The 23,884-nt window shown below is 67.4% G+C and carries 23 protein-coding genes and 1 tRNA gene (1 of these 24 cut by a window edge); 13 read left to right on the top strand and 11 right to left on the bottom strand.

What is annotated here, in order from left to right; genetic code table 11:
- Window position 1: 1 nt before the first annotated feature.
- Together ACQ5SP_RS08000 and ACQ5SP_RS08005 are read right to left on the bottom strand one after the other, a co-directional pair.
- Window positions 2–721 carry a response regulator transcription factor gene (locus ACQ5SP_RS08000; protein ID WP_430937842.1) on the bottom strand — a complete coding sequence of 240 codons (720 nt, stop codon included), beginning with the start codon at window positions 719–721 and terminating at the stop codon, window positions 2–4.
- The gene (locus ACQ5SP_RS08005; protein ID WP_430937843.1) at window positions 718–2,649 is read right to left on the bottom strand and encodes a PAS-domain containing protein; all 1,932 of its coding nucleotides are present in this window, start codon (window positions 2,647–2,649) and stop codon (window positions 718–720) included. The genes ACQ5SP_RS08000 and ACQ5SP_RS08005 overlap by 4 nt, the downstream gene beginning before the upstream one ends.
- A 195-nt stretch (window positions 2,650–2,844) precedes the next feature.
- Here ACQ5SP_RS08005 and ACQ5SP_RS08010 point away from each other — a divergent pair, with 195 nt between their 5' ends.
- The 7 genes from ACQ5SP_RS08010 to ACQ5SP_RS08040 all read left to right on the top strand — a co-directional run bounded on the left by ACQ5SP_RS08010 (window position 2,845) and on the right by ACQ5SP_RS08040 (window position 10,306).
- Entirely contained in the window at window positions 2,845–4,818 is a 1,974-nt protein-coding gene (locus ACQ5SP_RS08010) for an AMP-binding protein (protein WP_430937844.1), read from the top strand.
- Window positions 4,819–4,878: 60 nt separating this feature from the next.
- Window positions 4,879–5,697: an ABC transporter ATP-binding protein gene (locus ACQ5SP_RS08015; protein WP_430937845.1), complete on the top strand. Its 819-nt coding sequence runs from the start codon at window positions 4,879–4,881 to the stop codon at window positions 5,695–5,697.
- A 32-nt stretch (window positions 5,698–5,729) separates the two neighbouring features.
- Window positions 5,730–6,716: a branched-chain amino acid ABC transporter permease gene (locus ACQ5SP_RS08020; RefSeq protein ID WP_430937846.1), complete on the top strand. Its 987-nt coding sequence runs from the start codon at window positions 5,730–5,732 to the stop codon at window positions 6,714–6,716.
- A gap of 2 nt (window positions 6,717–6,718) precedes the next feature.
- Window positions 6,719–6,937: a hypothetical protein gene (locus ACQ5SP_RS08025; protein ID WP_430937847.1), complete on the top strand. Its 219-nt coding sequence runs from the start codon at window positions 6,719–6,721 to the stop codon at window positions 6,935–6,937.
- A gap of 6 nt (window positions 6,938–6,943) precedes the next feature.
- Window positions 6,944–8,020: a branched-chain amino acid ABC transporter permease gene (locus ACQ5SP_RS08030; RefSeq protein ID WP_430937848.1), complete on the top strand. Its 1,077-nt coding sequence runs from the start codon at window positions 6,944–6,946 to the stop codon at window positions 8,018–8,020.
- Between the two features lie 70 nt (window positions 8,021–8,090).
- Complete coding sequence (locus ACQ5SP_RS08035) at window positions 8,091–9,377, top strand: ABC transporter substrate-binding protein (RefSeq protein ID WP_430937849.1); 1,287 nt, start codon at window positions 8,091–8,093, stop codon at window positions 9,375–9,377.
- Between the two features lie 104 nt (window positions 9,378–9,481).
- Window positions 9,482–10,306 (top strand): ABC transporter ATP-binding protein, encoded by an 825-nt coding sequence (locus ACQ5SP_RS08040; protein WP_430937850.1) that lies wholly within the window; start codon window positions 9,482–9,484, stop codon window positions 10,304–10,306.
- A 41-nt stretch (window positions 10,307–10,347) separates the two neighbouring features.
- On the opposite strand, the gene ACQ5SP_RS08045 is transcribed toward ACQ5SP_RS08040, so the two are convergent.
- The gene (locus ACQ5SP_RS08045; protein WP_430937851.1) at window positions 10,348–11,160 is read right to left on the bottom strand and encodes a hypothetical protein; all 813 of its coding nucleotides are present in this window, start codon (window positions 11,158–11,160) and stop codon (window positions 10,348–10,350) included.
- A gap of 155 nt (window positions 11,161–11,315) precedes the next feature.
- Here ACQ5SP_RS08045 and ACQ5SP_RS08050 point away from each other — a divergent pair, with 155 nt between their 5' ends.
- A complete protein-coding gene (locus ACQ5SP_RS08050) occupies window positions 11,316–12,539 on the top strand; it encodes a phenylacetate--CoA ligase family protein (protein WP_430937852.1) in 1,224 nt (407 codons plus the stop codon).
- 19 nt (window positions 12,540–12,558) lie between these two features.
- Window positions 12,559–14,217: a peptidoglycan-binding protein gene (locus ACQ5SP_RS08055; protein ID WP_430937853.1), complete on the top strand. Its 1,659-nt coding sequence runs from the start codon at window positions 12,559–12,561 to the stop codon at window positions 14,215–14,217.
- 69 nt (window positions 14,218–14,286) lie between these two features.
- On the opposite strand, the gene ykgO is transcribed toward ACQ5SP_RS08055, so the two are convergent.
- Together ykgO and ACQ5SP_RS08065 are read right to left on the bottom strand one after the other, a co-directional pair.
- Window positions 14,287–14,412 (bottom strand): type B 50S ribosomal protein L36, encoded by a 126-nt coding sequence (ykgO, locus tag ACQ5SP_RS08060; RefSeq protein ID WP_008562923.1) that lies wholly within the window; start codon window positions 14,410–14,412, stop codon window positions 14,287–14,289.
- A 64-nt stretch (window positions 14,413–14,476) separates the two neighbouring features.
- Window positions 14,477–14,551 (bottom strand) — tRNA-Val (locus ACQ5SP_RS08065).
- Window positions 14,552–14,701: 150 nt separating this feature from the next.
- Here ACQ5SP_RS08065 and ACQ5SP_RS08070 point away from each other — a divergent pair.
- Complete coding sequence (locus tag ACQ5SP_RS08070; RefSeq protein WP_430937854.1) at window positions 14,702–15,565, top strand: N-formylglutamate amidohydrolase; 864 nt, start codon at window positions 14,702–14,704, stop codon at window positions 15,563–15,565.
- A gap of 1 nt (window position 15,566) precedes the next feature.
- Here ACQ5SP_RS08070 and ACQ5SP_RS08075 read toward each other — a convergent pair whose 3' ends face one another.
- Window positions 15,567–16,820 carry a DNA polymerase IV gene (locus ACQ5SP_RS08075; protein ID WP_430937855.1) on the bottom strand — a complete coding sequence of 418 codons (1,254 nt, stop codon included), beginning with the start codon at window positions 16,818–16,820 and terminating at the stop codon, window positions 15,567–15,569.
- A 134-nt stretch (window positions 16,821–16,954) separates the two neighbouring features.
- Entirely contained in the window at window positions 16,955–17,650 is a 696-nt protein-coding gene (pyrF, locus tag ACQ5SP_RS08080) for an orotidine-5'-phosphate decarboxylase (RefSeq protein ID WP_430937856.1), read from the bottom strand.
- A 185-nt stretch (window positions 17,651–17,835) separates the two neighbouring features.
- Between pyrF and clpB the strand changes: the two genes are divergently transcribed.
- Window positions 17,836–20,454, top strand: a complete 2,619-nt coding sequence (clpB, locus tag ACQ5SP_RS08085; RefSeq protein WP_430937857.1) for an ATP-dependent chaperone ClpB — start codon at window positions 17,836–17,838, stop codon at window positions 20,452–20,454.
- A gap of 77 nt (window positions 20,455–20,531) precedes the next feature.
- On the opposite strand, the gene ACQ5SP_RS08090 is transcribed toward clpB, so the two are convergent.
- The 3 genes from ACQ5SP_RS08090 to ACQ5SP_RS08100 all read right to left on the bottom strand — a co-directional run bounded on the left by ACQ5SP_RS08090 (window position 20,532) and on the right by ACQ5SP_RS08100 (window position 22,204).
- The gene (locus ACQ5SP_RS08090; protein WP_430937858.1) at window positions 20,532–21,023 is read right to left on the bottom strand and encodes a fasciclin domain-containing protein; all 492 of its coding nucleotides are present in this window, start codon (window positions 21,021–21,023) and stop codon (window positions 20,532–20,534) included.
- Between the two features lie 67 nt (window positions 21,024–21,090).
- On the bottom strand, window positions 21,091–21,585 hold the full coding sequence (locus ACQ5SP_RS08095) for a fasciclin domain-containing protein (protein ID WP_430937859.1): 495 nt from the start codon (window positions 21,583–21,585) through the stop codon (window positions 21,091–21,093).
- A gap of 175 nt (window positions 21,586–21,760) precedes the next feature.
- Complete coding sequence (locus tag ACQ5SP_RS08100; RefSeq protein ID WP_430937860.1) at window positions 21,761–22,204, bottom strand: DUF302 domain-containing protein; 444 nt, start codon at window positions 22,202–22,204, stop codon at window positions 21,761–21,763.
- 214 nt (window positions 22,205–22,418) lie between these two features.
- Between ACQ5SP_RS08100 and msrP the strand changes: the two genes are divergently transcribed.
- Window positions 22,419–23,351: a protein-methionine-sulfoxide reductase catalytic subunit MsrP gene (gene msrP, locus ACQ5SP_RS08105; RefSeq protein ID WP_430937861.1), complete on the top strand. Its 933-nt coding sequence runs from the start codon at window positions 22,419–22,421 to the stop codon at window positions 23,349–23,351.
- Here the strand turns inward: msrP and ACQ5SP_RS08110 are convergent.
- Window positions 23,345–23,743, bottom strand: a complete 399-nt coding sequence (locus tag ACQ5SP_RS08110; protein WP_430937862.1) for a DUF2306 domain-containing protein — start codon at window positions 23,741–23,743, stop codon at window positions 23,345–23,347. The two genes, msrP and ACQ5SP_RS08110, sit on opposite strands and share 7 nt — an antisense overlap.
- A 58-nt stretch (window positions 23,744–23,801) precedes the next feature.
- On the opposite strand from ACQ5SP_RS08110, the gene msrQ reads away from it, so the two are divergent.
- Window positions 23,802–23,884: the 5' end (the start) of a protein-methionine-sulfoxide reductase heme-binding subunit MsrQ gene (gene msrQ, locus ACQ5SP_RS08115; RefSeq protein WP_430937863.1), read on the top strand. It continues 550 nt past the right edge of the window; 83 of the gene's 633 nt are visible here — the first part of the coding sequence; its start codon is at window positions 23,802–23,804; the stop codon falls past the right edge of the window.

Consider the following 23,884-nt stretch of genomic DNA (forward strand, 5'->3'; position numbering starts at 1 on the left):
GTCACGCCCAGTCCACCTCGCCGAGAAAGATGTAGCCCGCGCCGTAGATCGTCTTGATGAGCCGTGGGTTGCGCGGATCCTCGCCAAGTTTCGTGCGCAGGCGCGACACCCGCACGTCCATCGCGCGGTCGAAGCTCTCGCCCGCCGCGCCGCCAAGCGCCTCTTGCATCTGCGCGCGCGAGATCAGCCGCTTGGGGCTGTCGAGGAAGAGCCGCAGCACCTCGCCTTCGGCATGGCTGAGCGGCACCTCCGCGCCGGTTTCGTCCTCGAGCAGGTACCGGTCGAAATGGGCGGTCCAGCCGTTGAAGCGCGCCGTGTCGCGCCGGGCCTCGCGGTCGGCGGCGCGACCGCGCCGAAGAAGGGCACGGGTCCGCGCCACGACTTCGGCCGGATCGAAGGGCTTGATGACGTAATCGTCGGCGCCCAGTTCGAGCCCCGTCACCTTGTCCTGCACCTGCGCGCGGCCGGACACGATGATGACGGCGGCGCCGGACTCGAGCGCCAGGCGATGCACCAGCGCCAGGCCGTCCTTGTCGGGCAGGCCCAGGTCCACGAGGCACACCTCGGGCGCCAGACGGGCCAGCGCGGCCTCGAATTGCGTGGCGCGGGCGAAACTCGCGGTGCGAAAACCCGCCTCCTCCAGCGCGTCGGAGAGCATTCTGCGGATTTCCGGCTCGTCGTCGAGGATCGCCACGAGCGGTGCGGCGGCGGCGGCGGTCATGCGGCGAGCTCCGCGTTCAGGAAGGCGGCCAGCGCGGCCGCATCGAAGGGTTTGGCGATCAGCGGGAAGCGCGACTCGGCGCGGGCCCGAAGCGGATCCTGCACCGGCAGCGCCGTCATCATGAGGATGCCGGTCGGGTTGCCGCGCGTCCGGAGGGTTTCGGCAAGGTCGAGCCCGCTGCGCCCGCCGGGCAGGGTGATGTCCGTGAGCACGAGGTCGATGCCCGGGATCTCGGCCAGGGTTTCGGCCTCCTCGGCGGTTTCGGCCTCGAGCACGGTATGGCCCAGCTCGCGCAGCATGCCCCGTGTCTCGACGCGCAGGTCCGGATTGTCCTCGACCAGCAGGACCAGCCGTGGCGCGGGCGCCTCCGCCGCCGGGCGGAGCGGCAGGCGCAGCGTGACACGGGCGCCCCCGCCCCCCGCGTTGGCCAGCATCACCTGGCCGCCGGCCAGCTTGGTCGAGTCGTAGACCATGGACAGGCCGAGCCCCGAGCCCTCGCCGGCCTTGGTGGTGTAGAACGGGTTGAGCGCCTGTTCGAGCGCCTCGTCGCTGAAGCCGCAGCCGGTATCCGTGACCTCGACATCAACCCATGTGTCGCGCACCGGGGCGGCGTGGACCGTGATCTCGCCGGGCGCATCGCCGATCGCGTCGCGGGCGTTCAGGATCAGGTTCAGAAGTGAGTCCTGCAGGGCGCCGTGATCCATCAGGACCGGCCGGTCGAAACCCTCGGCGCTGACGCTCAGCCGCACCGCTCGCGGCAGGGAGGGCGCGGCGAGCGTGCGGATATCGCGCAGGAAGGCCGGCAGGTCGGTCGGCGCGGGGCGCATGTCGCGCCGGCCCGAGATATCGGCCAGCCGGTCGAGCAGGCGGCCGCCGCGCAACGCCGCCGCCCGCGTCGTCGCCGCGATCTCGCGGGCCGGGTCGGGCAGGCCGTCGAGCTTCTCCAGCCGCCCCTGGAGCCCGAGGATGATCGTCAGCAGGTTCGAGAAGTCATGTGCCAGGCCGCTGGTCAGCTGCGCGGCGAGCTCGCGCTTGTGGGTCTGGCTGAGCGCGGCGCGGGCCTGGGCCTCTTCGGTGACGTCCATCGACAGGATATAGACCCCGCCCACCCCGCCGGCGCTGCCGGGATCGGGGGTAAAGGCGCCGCGGATGCGCCGCCCGCTGTCGGGATGCGAGAACTCGAAGACGCTCGATTCCCCGGCATAGGCGCGGTCGATATAGGGTTTCACCTCTGCATAGGCGGTGTCGCCCAGCGCCTCGCGCGCGGTCAGGCCGACGATCTCCTGCGGGCGGTTCGGAATGACGTAGGTCAGGCGGCGATTCGAATAGGTGTAGCGTTCGTTCAGGTCGAGATGGGCGATATGGGCCGGCATCATCTCGGCGGTCAGCCGCGTGCGGGCTTCCATCTCGGTCAGTTCGCGCTTGGCTTCCTCCAGCGCGCTGATGGTGGCGGCGAGTTCGCGGTTGGTGCGGGCGAGTTCCTCGGAATAGGCCACGAGCCGCTCCGACAGCTCTGCCGAGCGGGACCGCAAGAGCGTCTCCTGGCGCTTGATCGCGGTGATGTCGGTATAGACGGTCACCCAGCCGCCCTGCGGAAGCGGGCTGCCCTCGACGCTGATGGTGCGGCCGTTGGCGCGCGTGCGCTCCATGTAATGCGGTTCGAAGGCGCGGGCGGTCTCGACGCGCGAGCGGACGAAGTCCTCGAGCGGGCCCACGTCCCCGTAATCGCCGCGTTCGGCAAGGAAGCGGATCGTGTCGGCGAAACGAGCCCCCGGCGTGACCAGCCATTCCGGCAGATCGAACATCTCCTGGAAGCGGCGGTTGCAAACGGCCAGCCGCAGCTCCGCGTCATAGATCGTCAGGGCCTGCTGGATCAGGTTCAGCCCCGCCTGGGTCAGGCGGGCGGTCCGGTCCGCGTCGATCTGCATCGGTGATCCTCCCGGCCTATGGCTAGCACCCTCACGGCCCCGGGGGGAAGGCCCATGGCGCCGGTTACAATTCGTAACAATCGGGCAAAACTCAGGAAAAAATTGACGCCCAGCACGAAGGTGTCACGATATCCGTGGATTCGGCCAAAGACCGGACCGCGACCACCGGACACCCCGGTGCAGGGAGGAGAAAACTTGGCGACGCAGAAAGAGGCGACCGGCGCGCTGGACACGATTCCGCGTCTGCTGGCGCGCAACGCGGCGGCGTATGGTCAACGGCCCGCCTATCGTGAAAAGGAATTCGGCATCTGGCAGTGCTGGAGCTGGGCCGAGGCCGAGGAAGAGATCCGCGCGCTGGCGCTGGGCTTTCTCGTGCTCGGGGTGGACGAGGGCGACTACATCGCCGTCATCGGGCGGAACCGCCCGGCGCTCTACTGGTCGATGGTCGCGGCGCAGATGGTGGGGGCGATCCCGGTGCCGCTCTACCAGGACGCGGTCGCCGAAGAGATGGCCTACGTGCTCGAGCATTGCGGCGCGCGCTTCGTGGTCTGCGGCGACCAGGAGCAGGTCGACAAGGTGATCGAGGTGCAGGACCGCGTGCATTGCATCGAGCACGTGATGTACCAGGACAAGCGCGGGATGCGGAAATACGATCACACGCATCTCAACTGGCTGCACGACATCCAGGTCGAGGGCCGCGCCGCCCAGACCCGGCTCGCGCATGAGCTCGAGGCGCGGCTGGCCAAGCAGGCCTACGACGACACCTGCGTCATGCTCTACACCTCGGGCACCACGGGCAAGCCCAAGGGCGTCGTGCTGTCGAACCGGAACATCATCGAAACGTCGCGCGCCTCGTCGGAATTCGACGACCTCTCGGAAAAGGACTCGGTGCTGGCCTATCTGCCGATGGCCTGGGTGGGCGATTTCATCTTCTCGATCGGGCAGGCTTACTGGACGGGCTTCTGCGTGAACTGCCCCGAGAGTCCCGAGACGATGATGACGGACCTGCGCGAGATCGGCCCGACCTACTTCTTCGCGCCGCCGCGCATCTTCGAGACGATGCTGACCAGCGTCATGATCCGCATGGAAGACGCCGGCGCGCTCAAGAAACGGATGTTCGACCATTTCATGGAACATGCGCGGCGGGTCGGGCCGGCGATCCTCGACGGCAAGCCGGTCTCCGGCACGGATCGCCTCAAGTACCGGCTGGGCGACCTGCTGGTCTACGGGCCGCTCAAGAACACGCTGGGCCTGACCAATATCCGCGTCGGCTACACCGCGGGCGAGGCGATCGGGCCCGAGATCTTCGACTTCTACCGGTCGCTCGGCATCAACCTGAAGCAGCTTTACGGGCAGACCGAGGCCAGCGTGTTCATCACCCAGCAGCCCGATGGCGAGGTGCGCGCGGACACGGTCGGCGTGCCGAGCCCCGGCGTCGAGGTGAAGATCGACGACACGGGCGAGGTCTATTACCGCTCGCCTGGCACCTTCGTCGAATACTACAAGAACGCCGAATCGACGGCCAAGACCAAGGACCCGGAAGGCTGGGTCGCGACGGGCGACGCCGGCTTCTTCGAGGAAGGCACCGGGCATCTGAGGATCATCGACCGCGCCAAGGACGTGGGCAAGATGGCCGATGGCAGCCTGTTCGCGCCGAAATACGTCGAGAACAAGCTGAAGTTCTATCCCAACATTCTAGAAGCGGTGGTCTTCGGCGCGGATCGCGAGATGTGCACCGCCTTCATCAACATCGACCTGACCGCCGTCGGCAACTGGGCCGAGCGGAACAACATCGCCTATGCGTCCTACCAGGAACTGGCGGGGCACCCGAAGGTGCTGGAGATGATCCAGAGCCACGTCGAGGAGACCAACAAGAGCGTCGCCGAGGACCCGATGCTGTCTGGCTGCCAAGTGCACCGGTTCCTGGTGCTGCACAAGGAACTCGATGCCGACGACGGTGAACTGACCCGCACCCGCAAGGTTCGCCGCAACATCATCGCCGAGAAATTCAACGATCTCGTCGAGGCGCTCTATGACGGGTCGGACAGCGTCTACACCGAAACCGAGGTGACCTACGAGGACGGCCGCAAGGGCAAGATCAAGGCGACGCTGAAAATCAGCGACGCCGCGGTGGTCCCGGTCAAACCGCAGAAGGTGGCGGCGGAATGAGCGGTCTCGACGGACAGCGCCGTGCGCCCCACCCGGTCCCAGGAATGAAAGGCCCATACCGTGCTTGATTCCGGCGAAGGCTACATCACCCCCGACGGCCGCCAGATCGGCGGCGTGATGATGGAAATGAAGAACATCACGCTGCGTTTCGGCGGCGTGGTCGCGATCAAGGACATCTCCTTCGATATCCGCGAGGGCGAGATCCGCGCGATCATCGGGCCGAACGGGGCCGGAAAGTCGTCCATGCTCAACGTCATAAACGGCTTCTACCACCCGCAGGAGGGCGAAGTCTGGTTCCGGGGTGAGAAACGCCCGGCGATGCGCCCCTACGAGGTGGCCGAGCTGGGCATCGCCCGGACCTTCCAGAACATCGCGCTCTTCAAGGGCATGAGCACGCTCGACAACATCATGACCGGCCGGATGACGCTGATGCGCGCGAACATCCTCGAGCAGGCGCTCTGGTGGGGCCGGGCCCAGCGCGAGGAGACCGAGCATCGCGAGAAGGTCGAGAAGATCATCGATTTCCTCGAGATCCAGCACATCCGCAAGACGCCCGTGGGCCGGTTGCCCTACGGGCTGCAGAAGCGCGTGGAGCTGGGCCGGGCGCTGGCCGCGGAACCGAAGCTGCTGCTTCTGGACGAGCCGATGGCCGGCATGAACGTCGAGGAAAAGGAGGACATGTGCCGCTTCGTCCTCGACGTGAACGACGAGTTCGGCACCACCATCGCGCTGATCGAGCACGACATGGGCGTGGTGATGGACATCGCCGACCGGGTCGTCGTGATGGATTACGGCAAGAAGATCGGGGACGGCACGCCCGACGAGGTGCGCAACAACCCCGAGGTCATCGATGCCTATCTGGGGGTGAGCCATGACTGACCCGCAACCCGCCAAGCCGAGGGAGGCCGCGCATGCCTGATCAACTGCTCTTCGCGATGGAGGTCACGCTGAACGGCCTGATGACCGGCGTGCTCTATTCGCTGGTGGCGCTGGGCTTCGTGCTGATCTTCAAGGCCAGCGGCATCTTCAACTACAGCCAGGGGGTGCTGGCGCTCTTCGCGGCGCTGACGCTGGTGGGCTTCCAGGAAGGCCAGGTGCCCTTCGCCCACCTGATCAACGCCATCTTCGGCACCGAGATCCACCATTTCGGATGGCACCTGCCGGCGATCCTCGCGATCCTGCTGACGCTGGCCGTCATGGTGCTGCTCGCGATTCTGGTCGAGAAATACATCCTGCAGCATCTCGTAAACCAGGAGCCGATCATCCTTTTCATGGCGACGATCGGGCTGGCCTATTTCCTCGAAGGGTTCGGGGACATCATGTGGGGCGCGGACATCAAGACGCTGGATGTCGGCCTGCCGCAGGGCATTTCCGAGACCATCGACGAAACCACCTACGAATGGTTCGGCTACGGGTTCTTCATCGACCGGCTTGATATCGTCGCGACCGTGATCGCCGCGATCCTCGTGATCTCGCTGACGCTGTTCAGCCAGTATACCAAGCATGGCCGGGCCCTGCGCGCGGTGGCCGACGACCACCAGGCGGCGCTCAGCGTCGGGATCAGCCTGCGGTTCATCTGGGTTCTGGTCTGGTCGATCGCGGGGTTCGTCGCGCTGGTCGCGGGCATCATGTGGGGCACGAAATCGGGCGTGCAGTTCTCGCTTTCGCTTATCGCGCTGAAGGCGCTGCCGGTGCTGATGCTGGGCGGGTTCACCTCTATCCCGGGCGCCATCGTGGGCGGTCTGATCATCGGCGTGGGCGAGAAGCTCTTCGAGTTCCTGATCGGCCCGATGGTCGGCGGCGCGACCGAGAACTGGTTCGCCTACGTGCTGGCGCTCGTCTTCCTCGTCTTCCGGCCGCAGGGCCTGTTCGGCGAGAAGATCATCGAGAGGGTGTAGCGATGAACAAGCTGATCGCCATCGTGAACGTGATCGCCTGGTCCGGGTTCTGGGCCTTCGGCTATCTCGCCGTGACCGCCGAGGGGCTGACGACCGCGCAATGGATCGTCGCCGCGCTGCTCGCCGCCGCTGGGCTCGTCACCGGGATCGTGGCCTATCGCAAGCTGTCCGAGACCGGCCCGGCGCCGCGCCACGGCAACAAGACAAACGCAGAGGGGTAAGCGCAGATGTTCTACCGCGAGGCCGGCGACTTCAAGACGTCCTACCAGGACGACGCGCAAACCTTCCCCATCAAGTTCGACCGATACCGCTATTACGCGGTGATCGCGGTGGGCCTGCTCGTCATTCCCTTCGCCATCAACGACTACTGGGCCAACGCGGTCCTGGTGCCGTTCCTGATCTGGGCGATCGCGGCGATCGGGCTCAACATCCTGACCGGGTATTGCGGGCAGGTCAGCCTGGGCACCGGCGGGTTCATGGCGGTGGGCGCCTATGCCTGCTACAAGCTGATGACCGCCTTTCCCGAGCTCAACATCGTCTTCGTGGTGATCCTGGCCGGTTTCGTGACCGCCGGCGTGGGGGTGCTGTTCGGGCTGCCCTCGCTTCGGATCAAGGGGTTCTATCTTGCCGTGGCAACGCTGGCGGCGCAGTTCTTCCTGGTCTGGCTCTTCAACCGGGTGCCGTGGTTCTACAACTACTCCGCCTCCGGGCAGATCAGCGCCCCGGAGCGGACCGTCTTCGGCGTGCCCGTGACCGGACCCGAGACATCGGCCTGGGCGCAGTACATGATCTGCCTGCTCTTCGTGGTGGTGCTGGCCTGGGTGGCGCGGAACCTCACCCGCGGCACGATCGGCCGCAGCTGGATGGCGATCCGGGACATGGACATCGCGGCCGAGATCATCGGCGTGAACCCCCTGCGGGCCAAGCTGTCGGCCTTCGCGGTCTCTTCCTTCTTCGTCGGAATCGCGGGTGCCCTGTTCTTCGCCGTGTATCTCGGCGCGGTCGAGGTCGGCGAGGCCTTCGGCATCCAGAAGTCCTTCCTGGCGCTCTTCATGATCATCATCGGCGGGCTCGGCTCGATCTTCGGCAGCTTCGCGGGGGCCGCCTTCATGGTGCTGTTGCCGGTGCTGCTGAAGAACGTGCTGGTGGGCGGTCTCGGCTGGCCGACCGATCTCGCGGCACATCTGGAGCTGCTGATCGTCGGCGGGCTCATCGTCTTCTTCCTCATCGCCGAGCCGCACGGGCTCGCCGCGCTCTGGCGCACGGTGAAGGAAAAGCTCAGGCTCTGGCCCTTCCCACACTAGGGCGGGGCCCATAAGCGCAGAACCGGGTAACCGGACATTGCAACGGTCAATATCCAAGGGAGGAGAGACCATGAACTTCAAGAAACTGGCAGCAGCGGCGCTCGCGGCGACGATCGCCGCCGGCCCGGCGATGGCGGAGCTCGTCTTCCCGTCGCTGAGCTACCGCACCGGCCCTTACGCCGCCGGCGGTATCCCGTTCGCCGACGGCTACGAGGACTACATGACGCTTCTGAACGAGCGTGACGGCGGCATCGGCGGCGTGAAGATCTCGGTGCCGGAATGCGAAACGGCCTACAACACCGAGAAGGGCGTCGAATGCTACGAGTCGACCAAGGGTCTGGGAAGCCTCGTCTACCAGCCGCTCTCGACCGGCATCACCTACCAGCTGATCCCGAAGGTTTCTGCCGACGAGATCCCGTTGCACACCATGGGCTATGGCCGGACATCGGCCGCCAATGGCGAGGTGTTCGAATGGGTGTTCAACTATCCCGCCAACTACTGGGACGGCGCATCGGTCGCGATCACGCACCTGCTCGACATCAATGACGGCGACATTTCCGGCAAGAAGATCGCGCTGGTCTTCCACAACTCCGCCTATGGCAAGGAGCCGATCCGCACGCTCGAGAAGCTGAGCGAGAAGCACGGTTACGAACTGACCACGCTCGCGGTTGACCATCCGGGCCAGGAGCAGAAGTCGCAGTGGCTCCAGATCCGCCGCGAGCGTCCGGATTACGTCATCATGTGGGGCTGGGGCGTCATGAACCAGGTCGCCGTCCAGGAAGCCGCCAATATCCGCTTCCCGATGGAGAACTTCATCGGCAACTGGTGGGCCGGCTCCGAGAACGACGTGATTCCGGCCGGCGAGGCCGCGCATGGCTACAAGGCGCTGGCGATGCACGGCACCGGCATGGATTACCCGATCTACGAGGACATCCAGCAATATGTCGTCGATGCGGGTCTCGCTGCGGGCGCGGGTGACCAGGTCGGCACCGTGCTCTACTCGCGCGGGCTCTACGCCGCGATGCTGGCCGCGGAAGCGGCGCGCACCGCGCAGGAGATTCACGGCACCGCCGAGATCACGCCCGCGATGATGCGCGACGGCATGGAAAACCTGAAGATCACCGAGGAGCGTATGGCCGAGCTGGGCCTGCCGGACTTCGGCCCGGCCTTCGAGGTGAGCTGCGTCAATCACGGCGGTCCGGGCGAGGCGATGGTCCAGCAGTGGGACGCCGAGGCCCAGGAATGGAACCTGATCACCGACTTCATCAAGTCCGACGACGACGTGATCGAGCCGCTGATCGAGGCCGACTCCATGGCCTATGCCGAGGAAAACGCCCTCGACCTGCGCTGCCAGTGATCCGGGGCCAGGGATGACACGGGGCGCGGCGGCCCGGCCGCCGCGCCCGCACAGAGACAAGATGGTCCAGCCCGCAGCCGCGGGACCGCGAAGGGAAGAAACAGATGCTCGACGCCGGACACACCGAAGAGACGCTGCTCGAGGTGAACAACATCGAGGTGATCTACAATCACGTGATCCTCGTGCTGAAAGGGGTCAGCCTGTCGGTGCCCAAGGGCGGGATCACCGCGCTGCTGGGCGGCAACGGGGCCGGCAAGACGACCACGCTCAAGGCGGTGTCCAACCTCCTCCAGTCCGAGCGGGGCGAGGTGACCAAGGGCACGATCGTCTATCGCGGCGAACGGGTGCAGGATCTGAATCCGTCGGACCTCGTGAAGAAGGGCGTCATCCAGGTCATGGAAGGCCGCCATTGCTTCGAACACCTGACCGTCGAGGAGAACCTCCTGACCGGTGCCTATACCCGCAGGGACGGGCGCGCCGAGATCGAGAAGGATCTCGAGATGGTCTACAGCTATTTTCCCCGCCTGAAGGAGCGCCGCAGGAGCCAGGCCGGCTACACCTCGGGCGGTGAACAGCAGATGACCGCGATCGGCCGCGCGCTGATGAGCCGCCCCGAGACGATCCTGCTGGACGAGCCCTCGATGGGGCTGGCGCCGCAACTCGTGGAGCAGATTTTCGAGATCGTGAAATCCGTCAACGAGAACGAGGGCGTGAGCTTCCTGCTGGCCGAGCAGAACACCAACGTCGCGCTGCGCTACGCGCATTACGGCTACATCCTGGAATCCGGCCGTGTCGTGATGGACGGCCCCGCGGCCGAGCTGCGCGAGAACCCCGACGTCAAGGAATTCTATCTCGGCGTGGGCGACGAGGGGCGGCGCTCGTTCCGGGACGTGCGCAGCTACCGCCGGCGCAAGCGCTGGCTCAGCTGATGCCCGGCGTGGCGGCGGCCCCGGCGGGGCGGTGCGCGGGCTCAGGCCCGTTGGCGCCGCATTTCCGCGATACGTTCCAGTGCCTCGGCACGGGTGTTGCGGATGTTGGGGTCGAATTCCTGGCTTTCGGCCCGCATCCGGATCGACTCTTCCGTTTCGGAGCCGGGCGCGTACCGCACCGAGCCCAGCGAATGCGCGAGGTTGAGCCGCTTGCCGCGGGTGGCGAAGGACACCCAGGCCTCGGGGTTGATCCGGCAATTCTCGTAGTTGATCAGGAAGAACCACTTGCGGCCGGTTCGGTCGAGCGCACTTTCGAGATGGTCGTAGAAGGCGTGGACATCGCCCGAATGGGCGAAGGTGAAATCCGAGAAGTCGACGGTCATGATCCCGTCGGCGGCGATGAAGTCGACCCGTCGCGCGTATTCGCTCGGATGATGCGTGGGGGTGCGGTCGGCGTGGTGAAGCCGCTTGGAGGGCAGCTTCCTGATGCGGGCCAACGCGGCGTCGCGATCGGCGAACAGATTGGGATCGAAGGCCTCGGTCTTGGCGTCGCGCTCGATCTGGGCGCGCGTCTCGGGGCTGGGGTCGAACCGGACGGTGCCCTGGGAATGGGCGAGATTCACCATTTTTCCCCGATGGGTGAAGGCGGCCCAGGCGTCGGGCTCGATCCGCAAGCCGGAATAATTCACGAGGAAGAACCAGACCTCTTCGCCGGTCTCCGCGATGAGCTCTTCGACCCGGTCGTAAAAACGGTTCACCTCGATGGAATCCCGGAAGTCGATCCCGGAGAAATCGACCTCCATGACCTCCAGGTCAGGGTGGAAGACGACCCTGTCGTCAATGTTGTAGGTCACGGTTCGGTCCTCCTCACCCGCACGGAAAATGCCCCCGGGAATCCCGGGGCGCGCGCGAAGTCTACACCATCCTGTACCGTGTATACTATTGTATGCAGTTATGCTGCGAACATCTGCCGCAGCCGGTTCCTGCCTGCCATGAAAGGGATTCGCCGATGACACGCCATTTCGACGCTCTCGAAACCCGCAGCGCCGATGAACGGCAGGCCGCCCTGGCCACGGCCCTGCCGGCCCAGATCGCGCGCGCCCGGGCCGCGGCGGGGCCGGCCGGGCTGCTGGCCGATGTGGACCCGGACGCCATCACCACGCCCGGGGCGTTGGCCGGCCTGCCGGTGCTGCGGAAATCCGAGATCGGCAGCGCGCAGGGGGCGACCCCGCCCTTCGGCGGGCTGGTGCCCGGGGGCATCGCCGGGGTGGAGCATGTCTTCCAGTCTCCGGGTCCGATCTACGAGCCGGGCCGCACCACCCATGACTGGTGGCGCATGGGCCGGTTCCTCCATGCTTGCGGGATCGGCGAGGGCGATGTGGTGCAGAACTGCTTTTCCTACCATTTCGTACCGGCCGGGATGATCTTCGAGAACGGCGCCCGCGCCGTCGGTGCGACGGTCTTCCCCGCCGGCACCGGCCAGACCGAGTTGCAGGCCCGGGCGGTGGCGGATATCGGGATCACCGCCTATGCCGGCACGCCGGATTACCTGAAGGTCATCCTCGACAAGGCCGATGCGCTGGGCCTCGACGTGTCGCGGCTCACCAAGGCGGCGGTGGGCGGGGGCGCGCTTTTCCCCTCGCTCCGGCAGGAATACGCCGACCGCGGGATCGCCTGCCTGCAATGCTATGCCACGGCCGACCTCGGCAACATCGCCTATGAGAGCCCTGCGATGGAGGGCCTGATCGTCGACGAGGGCGTCATCGTCGAGATCGTCCGGCCCGGCACCGGCGACCCCGTCCCCGAGGGAGAGGTCGGCGAGGTCGTGGTGACCACGCTGAACCCGGACTATCCGCTGATCCGTTTCGCCACCGGCGATTTGTCCGCCGTCCTGCCCGGCGTCTCGCCCTGCGGGCGCACCAACACGCGGATCAAGGGCTGGATGGGCCGGGCGGACCAGACCACAAAGATCAAGGGCATGTTCGTCCGGCCCGAACAGGTGGCCGATTTCGTCGCCCGCCACGACGCCGTGACCCGGGCCCGGGTCATCGCGGGACGGGACGGCGAGATGGACACCATGACGGTCCAGGTCGAAACCGAGGCGACGGATCCGTCGGTTTTCGAGAAGGCCGTGGAGGAGACTCTCAAACTGCGCGGGAAAGTGATACTCTGCGCCCCTGGCTCGCTGCCGAATGACGGCAAGGTCATCGAGGACCAGCGCAGCTACGACTGAACGGCGACGCGGAGGATCCATGGCACCGAAAGCGATGGCGCGCGCGGTCATCGCCGCGCTTCTGGCACTGGTCTGGACCGGGGCGGCGCTGGCGGCCGATATCGCCCTGGTGATCGGCAACCGGGACTATCGCGAGATGCCGCGGGTCACCGGCGCAGAGGCAAGCGTCGCCGCGGCCGAGGCGCTGGCGGAGCGCGGGTTCCAGGTAGCCGCCTTTCGCGATCTTTCGGCCGAGGCCATGCCCGGCGCGGTGGCGCGCCTCGTCACCGGGCTGGAAACGGCCGAGCGGGTCGTGATCCTGCTGAACGGACGTTTCGCGCACGGTGCCGGTGAAAGCTGGTTCCTGCCGATGGATGCCGACGCGCCGGGGCTGGCCGGGCTCGGGGCCGGCGGGCTGCCTGTCTCCGTCCTGCTTGGCCTGGCGGCCCGGAAGCCCGGCGGCGCCGTCGTGCTGCTGGGCACGGACGATCGCGCCCCTGACATGGGCGCCGGGCTGCGCCCGGGCCTTGGGGCATTGGATGTGCCGCAGGGCGTCTTGCTGGTCACGGGCGGTCCCGCCGATCTTGACCGGCTGCTGCGGGACGGGCTTCTCCGGCCCGGGGTCACCTTTGCCGAGGCGCTGGCCGAGGCCCCGCGCGGCGTGCGCGGCGCGGGCTTCGTTTCCGATCTGGCGGCACTCGTCCCGTCATCGGGCGCGGGACCCGGTCCCGGGCTGGCCGAGCTTTTCGAGCAGGCCTACTGGGACGCCGTGCTCGATCTCGATACGGTCGCGGCGCTGGAGCAATATCTCGACCGCTACCCGGACGGGATCTTCGCCGCGGACGCCCGCGAGAGGATCGTCGATCTGCAGGAAGAGCCCGAGCGGGAGGCCCGCGCCGTGGAAGAGGCGCTCGGCCTCGATCGCGACGCCCGGCGTCGCGTCCAGCAGGATCTCTCGCTGCTCGGCTACGACACGCGGGGCATCGACGGGATTTTCGGGCGCGGCACCCGTAGCGCCATCGCCGATTGGCAGGACGCCGGGGGCCTGCCGGTCACCGGCTACCTGACCCGGGCCCAGATCGCCCGGCTGGCCGACGCGGCGGACGCCCGCGCCGCCGCGCTGGAGGCGCAAGCGAAGGAACGCCGGCGCGAGGCGGAACGCGCCGACCGTGCCTTCTGGGACGAGACGGGCCGCGGCGCAGGCGAGGCCGGTCTCCGGCGCTATCTCGACCGCTACCCGGACGGGCTTTATGCCGAGACCGCGCGCGACCGCCTGGACCAGATCGAGGCGGAACGGCGTGGGCGTATCCCCAAAGCGGAACGCCGCGCCTGGGACGCGGCGCGCGACAGGGACACCATCGCGGCCTACCGCGACTATCTCGACCGCTATCCGGAGGGGGCCTTCGCGGAGGCTGCCCGCGACCGGGTTCGCGCTCTGGAACGCGACCGCGAGGAGGCGGGCCGCCTCGAGGCGGCGCGCGCGGGCGAGCGCGCCCTCGGGCTCAACCCGATCACCCGGATGCTGGTCGAAACGCAGCTGGCGCGGATGGGGCATGACCCGGGGCAGGTGGACGGATCCTTCGACGACCGCACCCGTGCCGCGATCCGGCGCTACCAGCGTGCCCAGGGCCTCGAGGTGACCGGGTATCTCAGCCGCGCGGTGCTCGTGCGGATGCTGGCGGGCATGACGCGGCCCTGAACCGGGCACGAAGAAAAGCCGCCGGGCGCGGGGCCCGGCGGCGCTCATTCCGACGGAATTCCGTGTCGCTCAGCCCTGGCGGGCCTTGAACCGTCGCTGCGTCTTGTTGATGACGTAGACGCGGCCCTTGCGGCGCACGACGCGGCAGTCGCGATGCCGGTTCTTAAGCGAACGGAGCGAGTTCTTGACCTTCATCGGTCCTCTCCTCATCTCGCGGCGCGCGTGCGCCTCGGTTACGTTTCGTCGCGTGTCTTCGCGATGGTGGGCGCGACTGGGTTCGAACCAGTGACCCCTACGATGTCAACGTAGTGCTCTACCGCTGAGCTACGCGCCCATCCGCGCTGAAAAAGATCCGGGTTCCGCCCAGGGGCGAGGGCCCGGCTCCACGCTGGTCCGGCGCTCTATAATCGGAGTCGGAACGGGGTTCAAGGGGTTTTGGAGTGGCGCAGAAAAGGGCTATATCGAGAAGCGAAAGGACCCGCGCATGCCCGAGACGCCCTATCGCCTGATCCGCCCCGAGATCCACAGCACGAGCGTGATCTTCTCCTCGCCGCACAGCGGCCGGGAGTACCCGCGCGATTTCCTCCGGGCCACGGAGTTGACGGAGCGCTCGGTGCGGTCCTCCGAGGATGCCTTCGTCGATATCCTCTTCGACCGCGCGCCCGACTTCGGCGCCCCGCTGATCGCCGCCACGGCGCCGCGCGCCTATGTCGATCTGAACCGCGGCGCCGACGAGCTGGATCCCGCCGTGATACGTGACGTCAGCCAGACCGTGCACAATCCGCGCATTGCCTCCGGGCTGGGCGTGATCCCCCGCGTCGTTTCCAACGGGCGCCAGATCTACCGCGGCAAGATTTCCCGCGAAGAGGCGACGGCGCGGATCGACCGCTATCACAGGCCCTATCACGCGGCGCTGCGCCAGCTCCTGCAGGACAGCCACGCCCGGTTCGGCGAAGCGATCCTGGTCGATTGCCACTCGATGCCGCACGAGGCGCTCGAGGGTGTGACGCCGCGCGGGGCAAAGCGGCCCGACGTGGTGCTGGGCGACCGGTTCGGCGCCGCCTGCGGCGCCCATGTGATCGAGGAGGTCGAGACGATCTTTGCCGGGGCGGGCTTGCGCGTCGCGCGCAACGCCCCGTTCGCCGGTGCCTATATCGTCCAGAGCTACGGCCGCCCCTCGCGCCGCCAGCATGTCGTGCAGGTCGAACTCGACCGGTCGCTCTACATGAACGAGGCGCTGGTGCGCCCCAGCGACGATTTCGAGAGCTTCCGCGCCCTGATGACCGAGGTGGTGGCAAAGGTGACCGCGCTTGGCCGGGCGTCGGACATGGCGCTCGCCGCCGAGTGATCTAGCGCAGCGACCGCCCCTTGAGGATCGCGCCGTCTCCGAAGCGGCGCCGGATCGCGTCGGTCGCGTGCTCGGCCCGGGCGCGGCGCGCGGCGTCCGGATCCAGCAGGTCCGGGGACAGATCGGACTCCGCCGCCGGGCGGAGCGACGAGAGCCCGACCCCGATCAGGCGGAACGGCCCGGGCACGGTCACCTGGTCCAGCAGCCCGCGCGCGGTCCGGTAGATCCGGTCGGCGATCTGGGTCGGTTCGCGCAGGGTCACGCGCCGGGTCAGGCTGCGGTGGTCGCTGCGCTTGAGCTTCAGCGTGACCACCGCGCCGCCGAGCGCCTTGGCCTTGGCCCGGTCGGCCACCTTTTCCGCCAGCCGCCAGAGGTGGCCGTCGAGCAGGTCGCGATCGGCGATATCCTCGGCGAAGGTGGTCTCGTTCGAGATGCTCTTGACCGGCGCGTTGGGCGAGACCCGGCGGCTGTCCTGCCCGCGCGCCAGGTGCCAGAGTCGCTCGCCCATGCTGCCGAAGGCGGCGTGCAGCTCCTTGCGATCCCAGCGCCGGAGGTCCGCGAAGCTGCGGATGCCCTGCGCCTCGAGCGCGGCCTGTCCCGCCGCGCCGACGCCCCAGATCATGCCGACCGGCCTGTCGGCCAAGAAATCCTCGGTCTCGGCGGTGCCGATCACGGAGAAGCCGCGCGGCTTGTCGAGATCGGAGGCGAGCTTGGCCAGGAACTTGTTGTGGCTGAGCCCGATGGAGCCGGAAACGCCGAGCTCGGCCTCCATCCGCCGCACCATCCGCGCCAGAAGCACCGCCGGCGGCGCCCCGTGCAATCGCGCGGTGCCGGTCAGGTCCAGGAACGCCTCGTCGAGCGAGAGCGGCTCCACCGCCGGGGTGAGGTCGGTCATCATCGCGCGGATGGCGCGGCTCACCTCGGCATAAAGGTCCATGCGCGGCCGCAGAACCACCGCGTCCGGACACAGCTCCAGCGCCTTGAACATCGGCATGGCAGAGCGCACGCCCCGGATGCGCGCGATGTAGCAGGCCGTCGAGACCACGCCGCGCCTGCCCCCGCCGATGATCACCGGCTTGTCGGCGAGATCGGCGTTCTCGCGTTTCTCGACCGCGGCATAGAACGCGTCGCAATCCATGTGCGCGATGGAGAGCGTGAAGAGCTCGTCATGGGCCGTGACGCGCGGACCCCGGCAGGCCGGGCAGCGCCGGCCGGCGTCGAAGGTTTCCATGCAGTCGCGGCAAAGGGCTGGCATGCGCGGGCGTCCGGGATGTTGTGGCGGCAGTTTAGACCCTCTGACCGCCGCCGGAAAGGCCGCCGGGGTCAGAGCCGCTGCGCGGCGGTCCATGCCTCCGGCGGGGATATTTCGGCCACTTGGACGGTGCGGGATCAGGGCAGTTCGGCGCGCACGGCCTCGGCGGCGGCGCGGGGGTCGGCGGCCTGCCAGATCGGGCGGCCCACGACGATATGGTCGGCCCCCGCGGCGATGGCCGCGGCCGGCGTCGCGATCCGTTTCTGGTCGCCCGCGGCCGCGCCGGCGGGGCGCACGCCCGGGGTGACGATCAGCTTGCCCGTGGCCTCGGGCAGGGCCCGAATGGCGGCGGCTTCCTGCGGCGAGGCAATCACCCCGTCGGCCCCGGCCGCGAGCGCGCGGCGCGCGCGCTCGGTCACCAGCTCGGCGATCTCGCCGGGCACGATCATCGCCGCATCGAGATCGGCGCGGTCGAGCGAGGTCAGGATCGTCACCGCCAGGATCCGCGTCGGCTTGTCGCCGCGGCCGGCCACCGCGGCGCGCACCACATGCGGGTCGCCATGAACGGTCAGGAAATCCAGCTCGTACGCTGCAAGGCCTCGCACCGCGGCCTCGACGGTGGCCGGGATGTCGAAGAGCTTCATGTCGAGGAATATGCGTTTGCCGTGTTCGGCCTTGAGCTCATGCGCCAGCGCGAGACCACCGCCCGTCAGCATGCCAAGCCCGATCTTGTAGAACGACACCGTGTCGCCCAGCCTCTGGGAGAGCTGCAGGCCCTCGAGCGCGTTCGGGACGTCGAGGGCGACGATCAGGCGGTCATCGGCGGCGGGCATGGGGATATCTCCTTTCAGGCGTCGGCGCTGTGTAGCGCCGGCGCCGCGCTGCGGCAAGTTGTGTCGCGCTCCGATGGCTTGTCATCCGACGGCCCGCTCCCCAAATACATGCCGAGGCTTGCATAAGCGCGTGCCGCATGTCGGGCGCCGGATACTCGCAAGCGCTTACGAGAGGAGTTGAGAACATGAACTTCGAGAAGTTCACGGAACGCGCGCGCGGATTCGTCCAGGCGGCCCAGACGATCGCCATGCGCGAGACCCACCAGCGCGTCATGCCCGAGCATTTGCTTAAGGCGCTGATGGATGACGAGGAAGGCCTCGCAAGCAACCTGATCCAGAAAGCCGGGGGCGACGCCAAGCTCGTCCGGGCGGCCAACGAGTCGGCGATCGCGAAGATTGCCAGGGTGAGCGGCGCCGGCGACCAGATCTACGTCGATACCCAGACCGCCCGCGTGCTCGACGAGGCCGAGAAGCTGGCCACCAAGGCCGGCGACAGCTTCGTCCCGGTGGAGCGTATCCTGACCGCGCTCGCCATCGTGCGATCCGAGGCCAAGAAGGCGCTCGAGGCCGGCAACGTGACGGCGCAGGGGCTGAACACGGCCATCAACGACCTGCGCAAGGGCCGGACCGCCGACAGCGCATCGGCCGAGGAAGGCTACGAGGCGCTGAAGAAATATGCCCGCGACCTGACCGAGGCCGCCGCGGACGGCAAGATCGACCCGATCATCGGCCGCGACGAGGAGATCCGGCGCGCCATGCAGGTGCTGAGCCGGCGCACGAAGAACAACCCGGTCCTGATCGGCGATCCCGGCGTCGGCAAGACCGCCATCGCCGAGGGCATGGCGCTGCGGATCGTCAATGGCGACGTGCCGGAAAGCCTGCGCAACAAGAAGCTTATGGCGCTCGACATGGGGGCGCTGATCGCAGGTGCGAAGTACCGCGGCGAATTCGAGGAGCGTCTGAAGGCGATCCTGAGCGAGATCACCGCCGCGTCCGGCGAGATCATTCTCTTCATCGACGAGATGCACACCCTGGTGGGCGCGGGCAAGGCGGACGGGGCGATGGATGCCTCGAACCTGCTCAAACCGGCGCTGGCGCGGGGCGAGCTGCACTGCATCGGTGCGACCACGCTCGACGAGTACCGCAAGCATGTCGAGAAGGACGCGGCGCTTGCGCGGCGTTTCCAGCCGGTCTTCATCGACGAGCCGACTGTCGACGACACCATCTCGATCCTGCGGGGCATCAAGGAGAAATACGAGCTGCACCACGGCGTGCGGATCTCGGACTCGGCGCTGGTGGCCGCCGCGCAGCTGTCGAACCGCTACATTACCGACCGCTTCCTGCCCGACAAGGCCATCGACCTTGTCGACGAGGCGGCGAGCCGCCTGCGCATGGAGGTCGACTCCAAGCCCGAGGAGCTTGACCAGCTCGACCGTCAGATCCTGCAGCTGCAGATCGAGGCCGAGGCGCTGAAGAAGGAGACCGACGCGGCCTCCGCCGACCGGCTCCAGAAACTCGAGAAGGAACTCGCCGACCTGCAGGAGCAGAGCGCCGAGATGACCGCCCAGTGGCAGGCCGAGCGCGACAAGCTGGCCTCTGCCCGCGCGTTGAAGGAGCAACTGGACCGGTCGCGGGCCGAGCTCGACCAGGCCAAGCGCGAGGGCAACCTGGCCCGTGCGGGCGAACTCAGCTACGGGATCATCCCCGATCTCGAGAAACGTCTGGCCGAGGCCGAGCAGCACCAGGACGAGGACGTCATGGTCGAGGAAGCCGTGCGTCCCGAGCAGATCGCCCAGGTCGTGGAGCGCTGGACCGGTGTTCCGACCTCGAAGATGCTGGAGGGCGAGCGCGAAAAGCTCTTGCGCATGGAAGAAGAACTGGGCCGCCGCGTGATCGGCCAGCGCCAGGCGGTGACGGCGGTCTCGAACGCCGTGCGCCGGGCGCGGGCCGGGCTGCAGGACCCGAACCGGCCGCTCGGCTCGTTCCTGTTCCTTGGACCCACCGGCGTCGGCAAGACCGAGCTGACCAAGACGCTCGCCGATTTCCTCTTCGACGACGAGAACGCGATGGTCCGCATCGACATGAGCGAGTTCATGGAGAAGCATTCGGTCGCGCGGCTGATCGGGGCGCCCCCGGGCTATGTCGGCTATGACGAGGGCGGCGTCCTGACCGAGGCCGTCCGCCGGCGGCCCTACCAGGTGGTGCTGTTCGACGAGGTCGAGAAGGCGCACCCGGACGTCTTCAACGTGCTGTTGCAGGTGCTCGACGACGGTCAGCTGACCGACGGGCAGGGGCGCAAGGTCGACTTCAAGCAAACGCTGATCGTGCTGACCTCGAACCTCGGCTCGCAGGCGCTAAGCCAGCTGCCGGAAGGCGCGGATGCCAGCCAGGCCAAGCGCGACGTCATGGATGCGGTGCGCGCCCATTTCCGCCCCGAATTCCTGAACCGGCTCGACGAGATGGTGGTGTTCGACCGGCTCACGCGCGACGACATGGACGGTATCGTGACGATCCAGTTGCGGCTGCTGGAAAAGCGGCTGGCGACCCGCGACATCTCGCTGGTGCTGGACGACACGGCGCGCAAGTGGCTCGCCGACGAGGGCTACGATCCCGTCTTCGGCGCCCGGCCGCTCAAGCGCGTGATCCAGAAGCATCTTCAGGATCCGCTGGCCGAGATGATCCTGGCCGGCGACGTCAAGGATGGCGACACCGTGCCGGTCAGCGCCCGCGAGGACGGGCTGATCGTCGGCGACCGCGTCTCGGACTCGCGTCGCGAGCCGCCGCAGGACGCGGTGGTGCACTGACGGGTCGGCGGCCCTGACAAGAAAAGCCCCGGCAGGCGTGGCCTGCCGGGGCTTCGTATTTCAGGCGGCGGCGGGACTTAGTCCGGCAGCAGCACCGTGTCGATGACGTGGATCACGCCGTTGGAGGCCATGATGTCGGCCTGGGTCACCGTGGCGTCGTCGACCATGACGCCGTCGGTGCCATCGACATGCACGGCCTGGCCCTGCACGGTGTCGACGCGCAGTTCCTGCCCGGCGAGCTGGTCCGAGGTCACCGCACCCGGCACCACGTGATAGGTCAGGATGCTGACGAGCTGGTCCTTGTTCTCGGGTTTCAACAGCGTTTCGACCGTGCCGTCGGGCAGCGCCTCGAAAGCGGCGTTGGTGGGTGCGAAGACGGTGAACGGACCATCGCCTTTCAGCGTGTCCACCAGCCCCGCCGCCGAGACGGCGGCGACGAGGGTGGAAAACTGGTCGTTCGACGCGGCGATGTCGACGATGTCCGGCTCGCTCGCCATCGGCGCGCAGGCAGACACCAGGCCGGCCGTGGCAACGGCTGCGGCGGTGGTCAGAAGAGTGCGGCGGTTCATGTCGGTTGGTCTCCAATCAATAAAAGGAAATCCGGGGCGGTGGGCCGCCCCGGATGCGCCGTGGAAATCAGCTGTCGCCCGGCAGGATCACGGCGTCGATGACGTGGATCACGCCATTGGACGCCTCGATGTCGGCGGTCACGACATTCGCGTTGTCGACGGTCACGCCGCCTTCGGTGCCGATGGTGACCTCGCTGCCTTCGACCGTCGCGGCCATCATGCCGTCGGACAGATCACCGGACATCACCTTGCCCGGCACCACGTGGTAGGTGAGGATCGCGGTCAGCTGATCCTTGTTCCCGGGCTCGAGCAGGCTCTCGACGGTGCCTTCGGGCAGCGCGGCGAAGGCGTCGTCGGTCGGGGCGAAGACGGTGAACGGACCCTCGCCTTTCAGCGTCTCGACGAGGCCGGCCGCCTGGACGGCCGCGACAAGCGTCTCGAAGCTTCCGGCCTCGACGGCCGTGTCAACGATGTCCTTGCCCATGTGGCCGTGACCGTCGGCGAAGGCCGGGGCGGTCATCGCGGTGGCTGCGGCGAGCGCGATAAAGGTTCTGCGGATCATGTATAGTCTCCCGTTTTTGGCAATGCATCATCGCATGCATCGGGGGAGACTACGGTCGTCGGGGGATGCTGGATGACCCGGTTTCTGTCACCCTTTCCCCTTGTCAGGGGAGGCCGTCGCGCTAAGCCCGGCCTTCCCGCGTTTTCAAATCACGGCTAAGTGACGCGACGTGATCTCACATGCCGATGGCGGCCGTCACGATCTCGTCGAGCATGTCCTCGACCTGCTGCATGGCCCCGTCGGGATAATCCTGGAAACCCACCACGGTCGTGCCCGGATCGTCCGCGCGTTCGTAAACGAAGATGGTGTAGGGGCAATAGCGGATATTGGCCGGGTCCGCCTCCATCGCGGCGCGCGAAACCGTCGCCGAGCAGAAGGCGAAGACATCGGCCGTGGTGTAGAGATCCTTGGTGCCGCCGACATCCTCTTTCGTGCGCGCGAGCATCTCGCCCACATGGCTGACATGGTCGATGACCAGTCCCTTGGCGAGAATTTCGCTTTCCACGGCGAAGATCACGTCGTCGACCGACGTATCGGTGCTGTAGGTGATCGCCTCCTGGCCGAGCGCGGGCGTTGCAATCAGACCGGCGGCGACGAGCGCGCATACGGTATGCCTCATATGGGGTTCCTCCCTCATGCGGAATCGGGCGGTGCTGCCCTGGTTACGATGATGCAGCCTAGCGGCCTGCGCGGCGTTTGCATTGATCCGGCTCAATTTCCGCGTCCCATGCGGCACCCCGCCCGGCCCGGTCGGCGGGAATGTGATGCGACCGTGTTTGGACCCCGTGCGCCGAAGCCTTAGTTTAGGACGCAGAGATCCGAGGAGAGATGCCATGCCCTATCGCTTCCGCACATCGCTGAAGTCGTCCGACGTGACCCCGAAATCCGCGTGGATGAACCGTCGCGCGTTGCTTGCCGGGGCCGGCGGGGCGGCGTTTGCGGGGGCCATCGGGCTGCCGGCGCGGGCCGAGCTGTCCTATGTGAAGAGCCCCTATTCCACGCAGGCCGAGCCGAACAGCCTCGAGGACATCACCAGCTACAACAATTTCTACGAGTTCGGCACCGGCAAGGACGACCCGGCGCGACATGCCCACCAGCTGACCACAGAGCCCTGGCCGGTCAAGATCGACGGCATGGTCGGCAAGCCCGGCACCTACGACATGGACGACATCCTCGGCGGCGTGACCCTCGAAGAGCGGATCTACCGCTTTCGCTGCGTCGAGGCCTGGTCGATGGTCATCCCCTGGATCGGCTTTCCGCTGGCCGACCTGCTGCGGCGGGTGGAGCCCGGTCCGGGTGCGAAATACGTCGCCTTCGAGACGCTCGTGCGTCCCGAGGAGATGCCGGGCCAGCGCCGGGCGATCCTCGACTGGCCGTATCGCGAAGGGCTGCGGCTCGACGAGGCGATGCACCCGCTGACGATACTCGCCACCGGGCTTTACGGCGATCCGATGCCGAAGCAGAACGGCGCGCCGATCCGGCTGGTCGTGCCGTGGAAATACGGCTTCAAGTCGATCAAGTCGATCGTGCGGATCACCCTGACCGACCGAGAACCGCCAACCACCTGGAACATGCAGAACCCCCGCGAATACGGCTTCTATTCGAACGTCAACCCCGAGGTCGACCACCCCCGCTGGAGCCAGGCGACGGAGCGGCGCATCGGCGGCGGACTGTTCTCCAGCCGACAGCCGACGCTGATGTTCAACGGCTACGGCGAAGAGGTCGCCGGGCTCTATGCCGGGATGGACCTGACGAAACACTACTGACCGAAGACGATGAGATGCATCACCCGACCCGGCAGAAGCGTGAAGGCGCCCGCCCCGATCAGCGCGGCGAAGAACAGCCAGAGCATCCCGTGACGGTGGGCGCGGATATTGCCACGCCGTGCGGCCAGCAGGGCCAGGGCCAGGCCCACCAGGGTTCCCACGGACAAGATGTGGATCGGGCTGAACGGGCCGATCACGCGAAGATCGTGGATCCAGAAACTCGTCAGGGCCACGCCGATCATCAAGCCGGACCATGCATAGCCGATAACGCAGTGACGTGGGCCGCCTTTGGACTGCGCCAGCTGCACGAGTCCGAGCCCGAGCGCCGCAAGGGCGGCGAGGGCATGGGCCATGACGACGGGACCCGACTCGATAAGCGGCACGATACTCACCGCGTGATCCTAGGCGCCCGGCCAAACCGGCTCAAGCCGTCACGGGAGGCGTGAACCCATGCGCTTCGCCGAACGCGTGACCACGCTTGGCCGCCGCCTGCCGCGCTGGCCGGTCTATGCCGCGGGGGCGTTGCCCGCCGC

The sequence above is a fragment of the Rhodovulum sp. YNF3179 genome, assembly GCF_050586465.1.
Lineage (GTDB): Bacteria > Pseudomonadota > Alphaproteobacteria > Rhodobacterales > Rhodobacteraceae > CAJXYS01.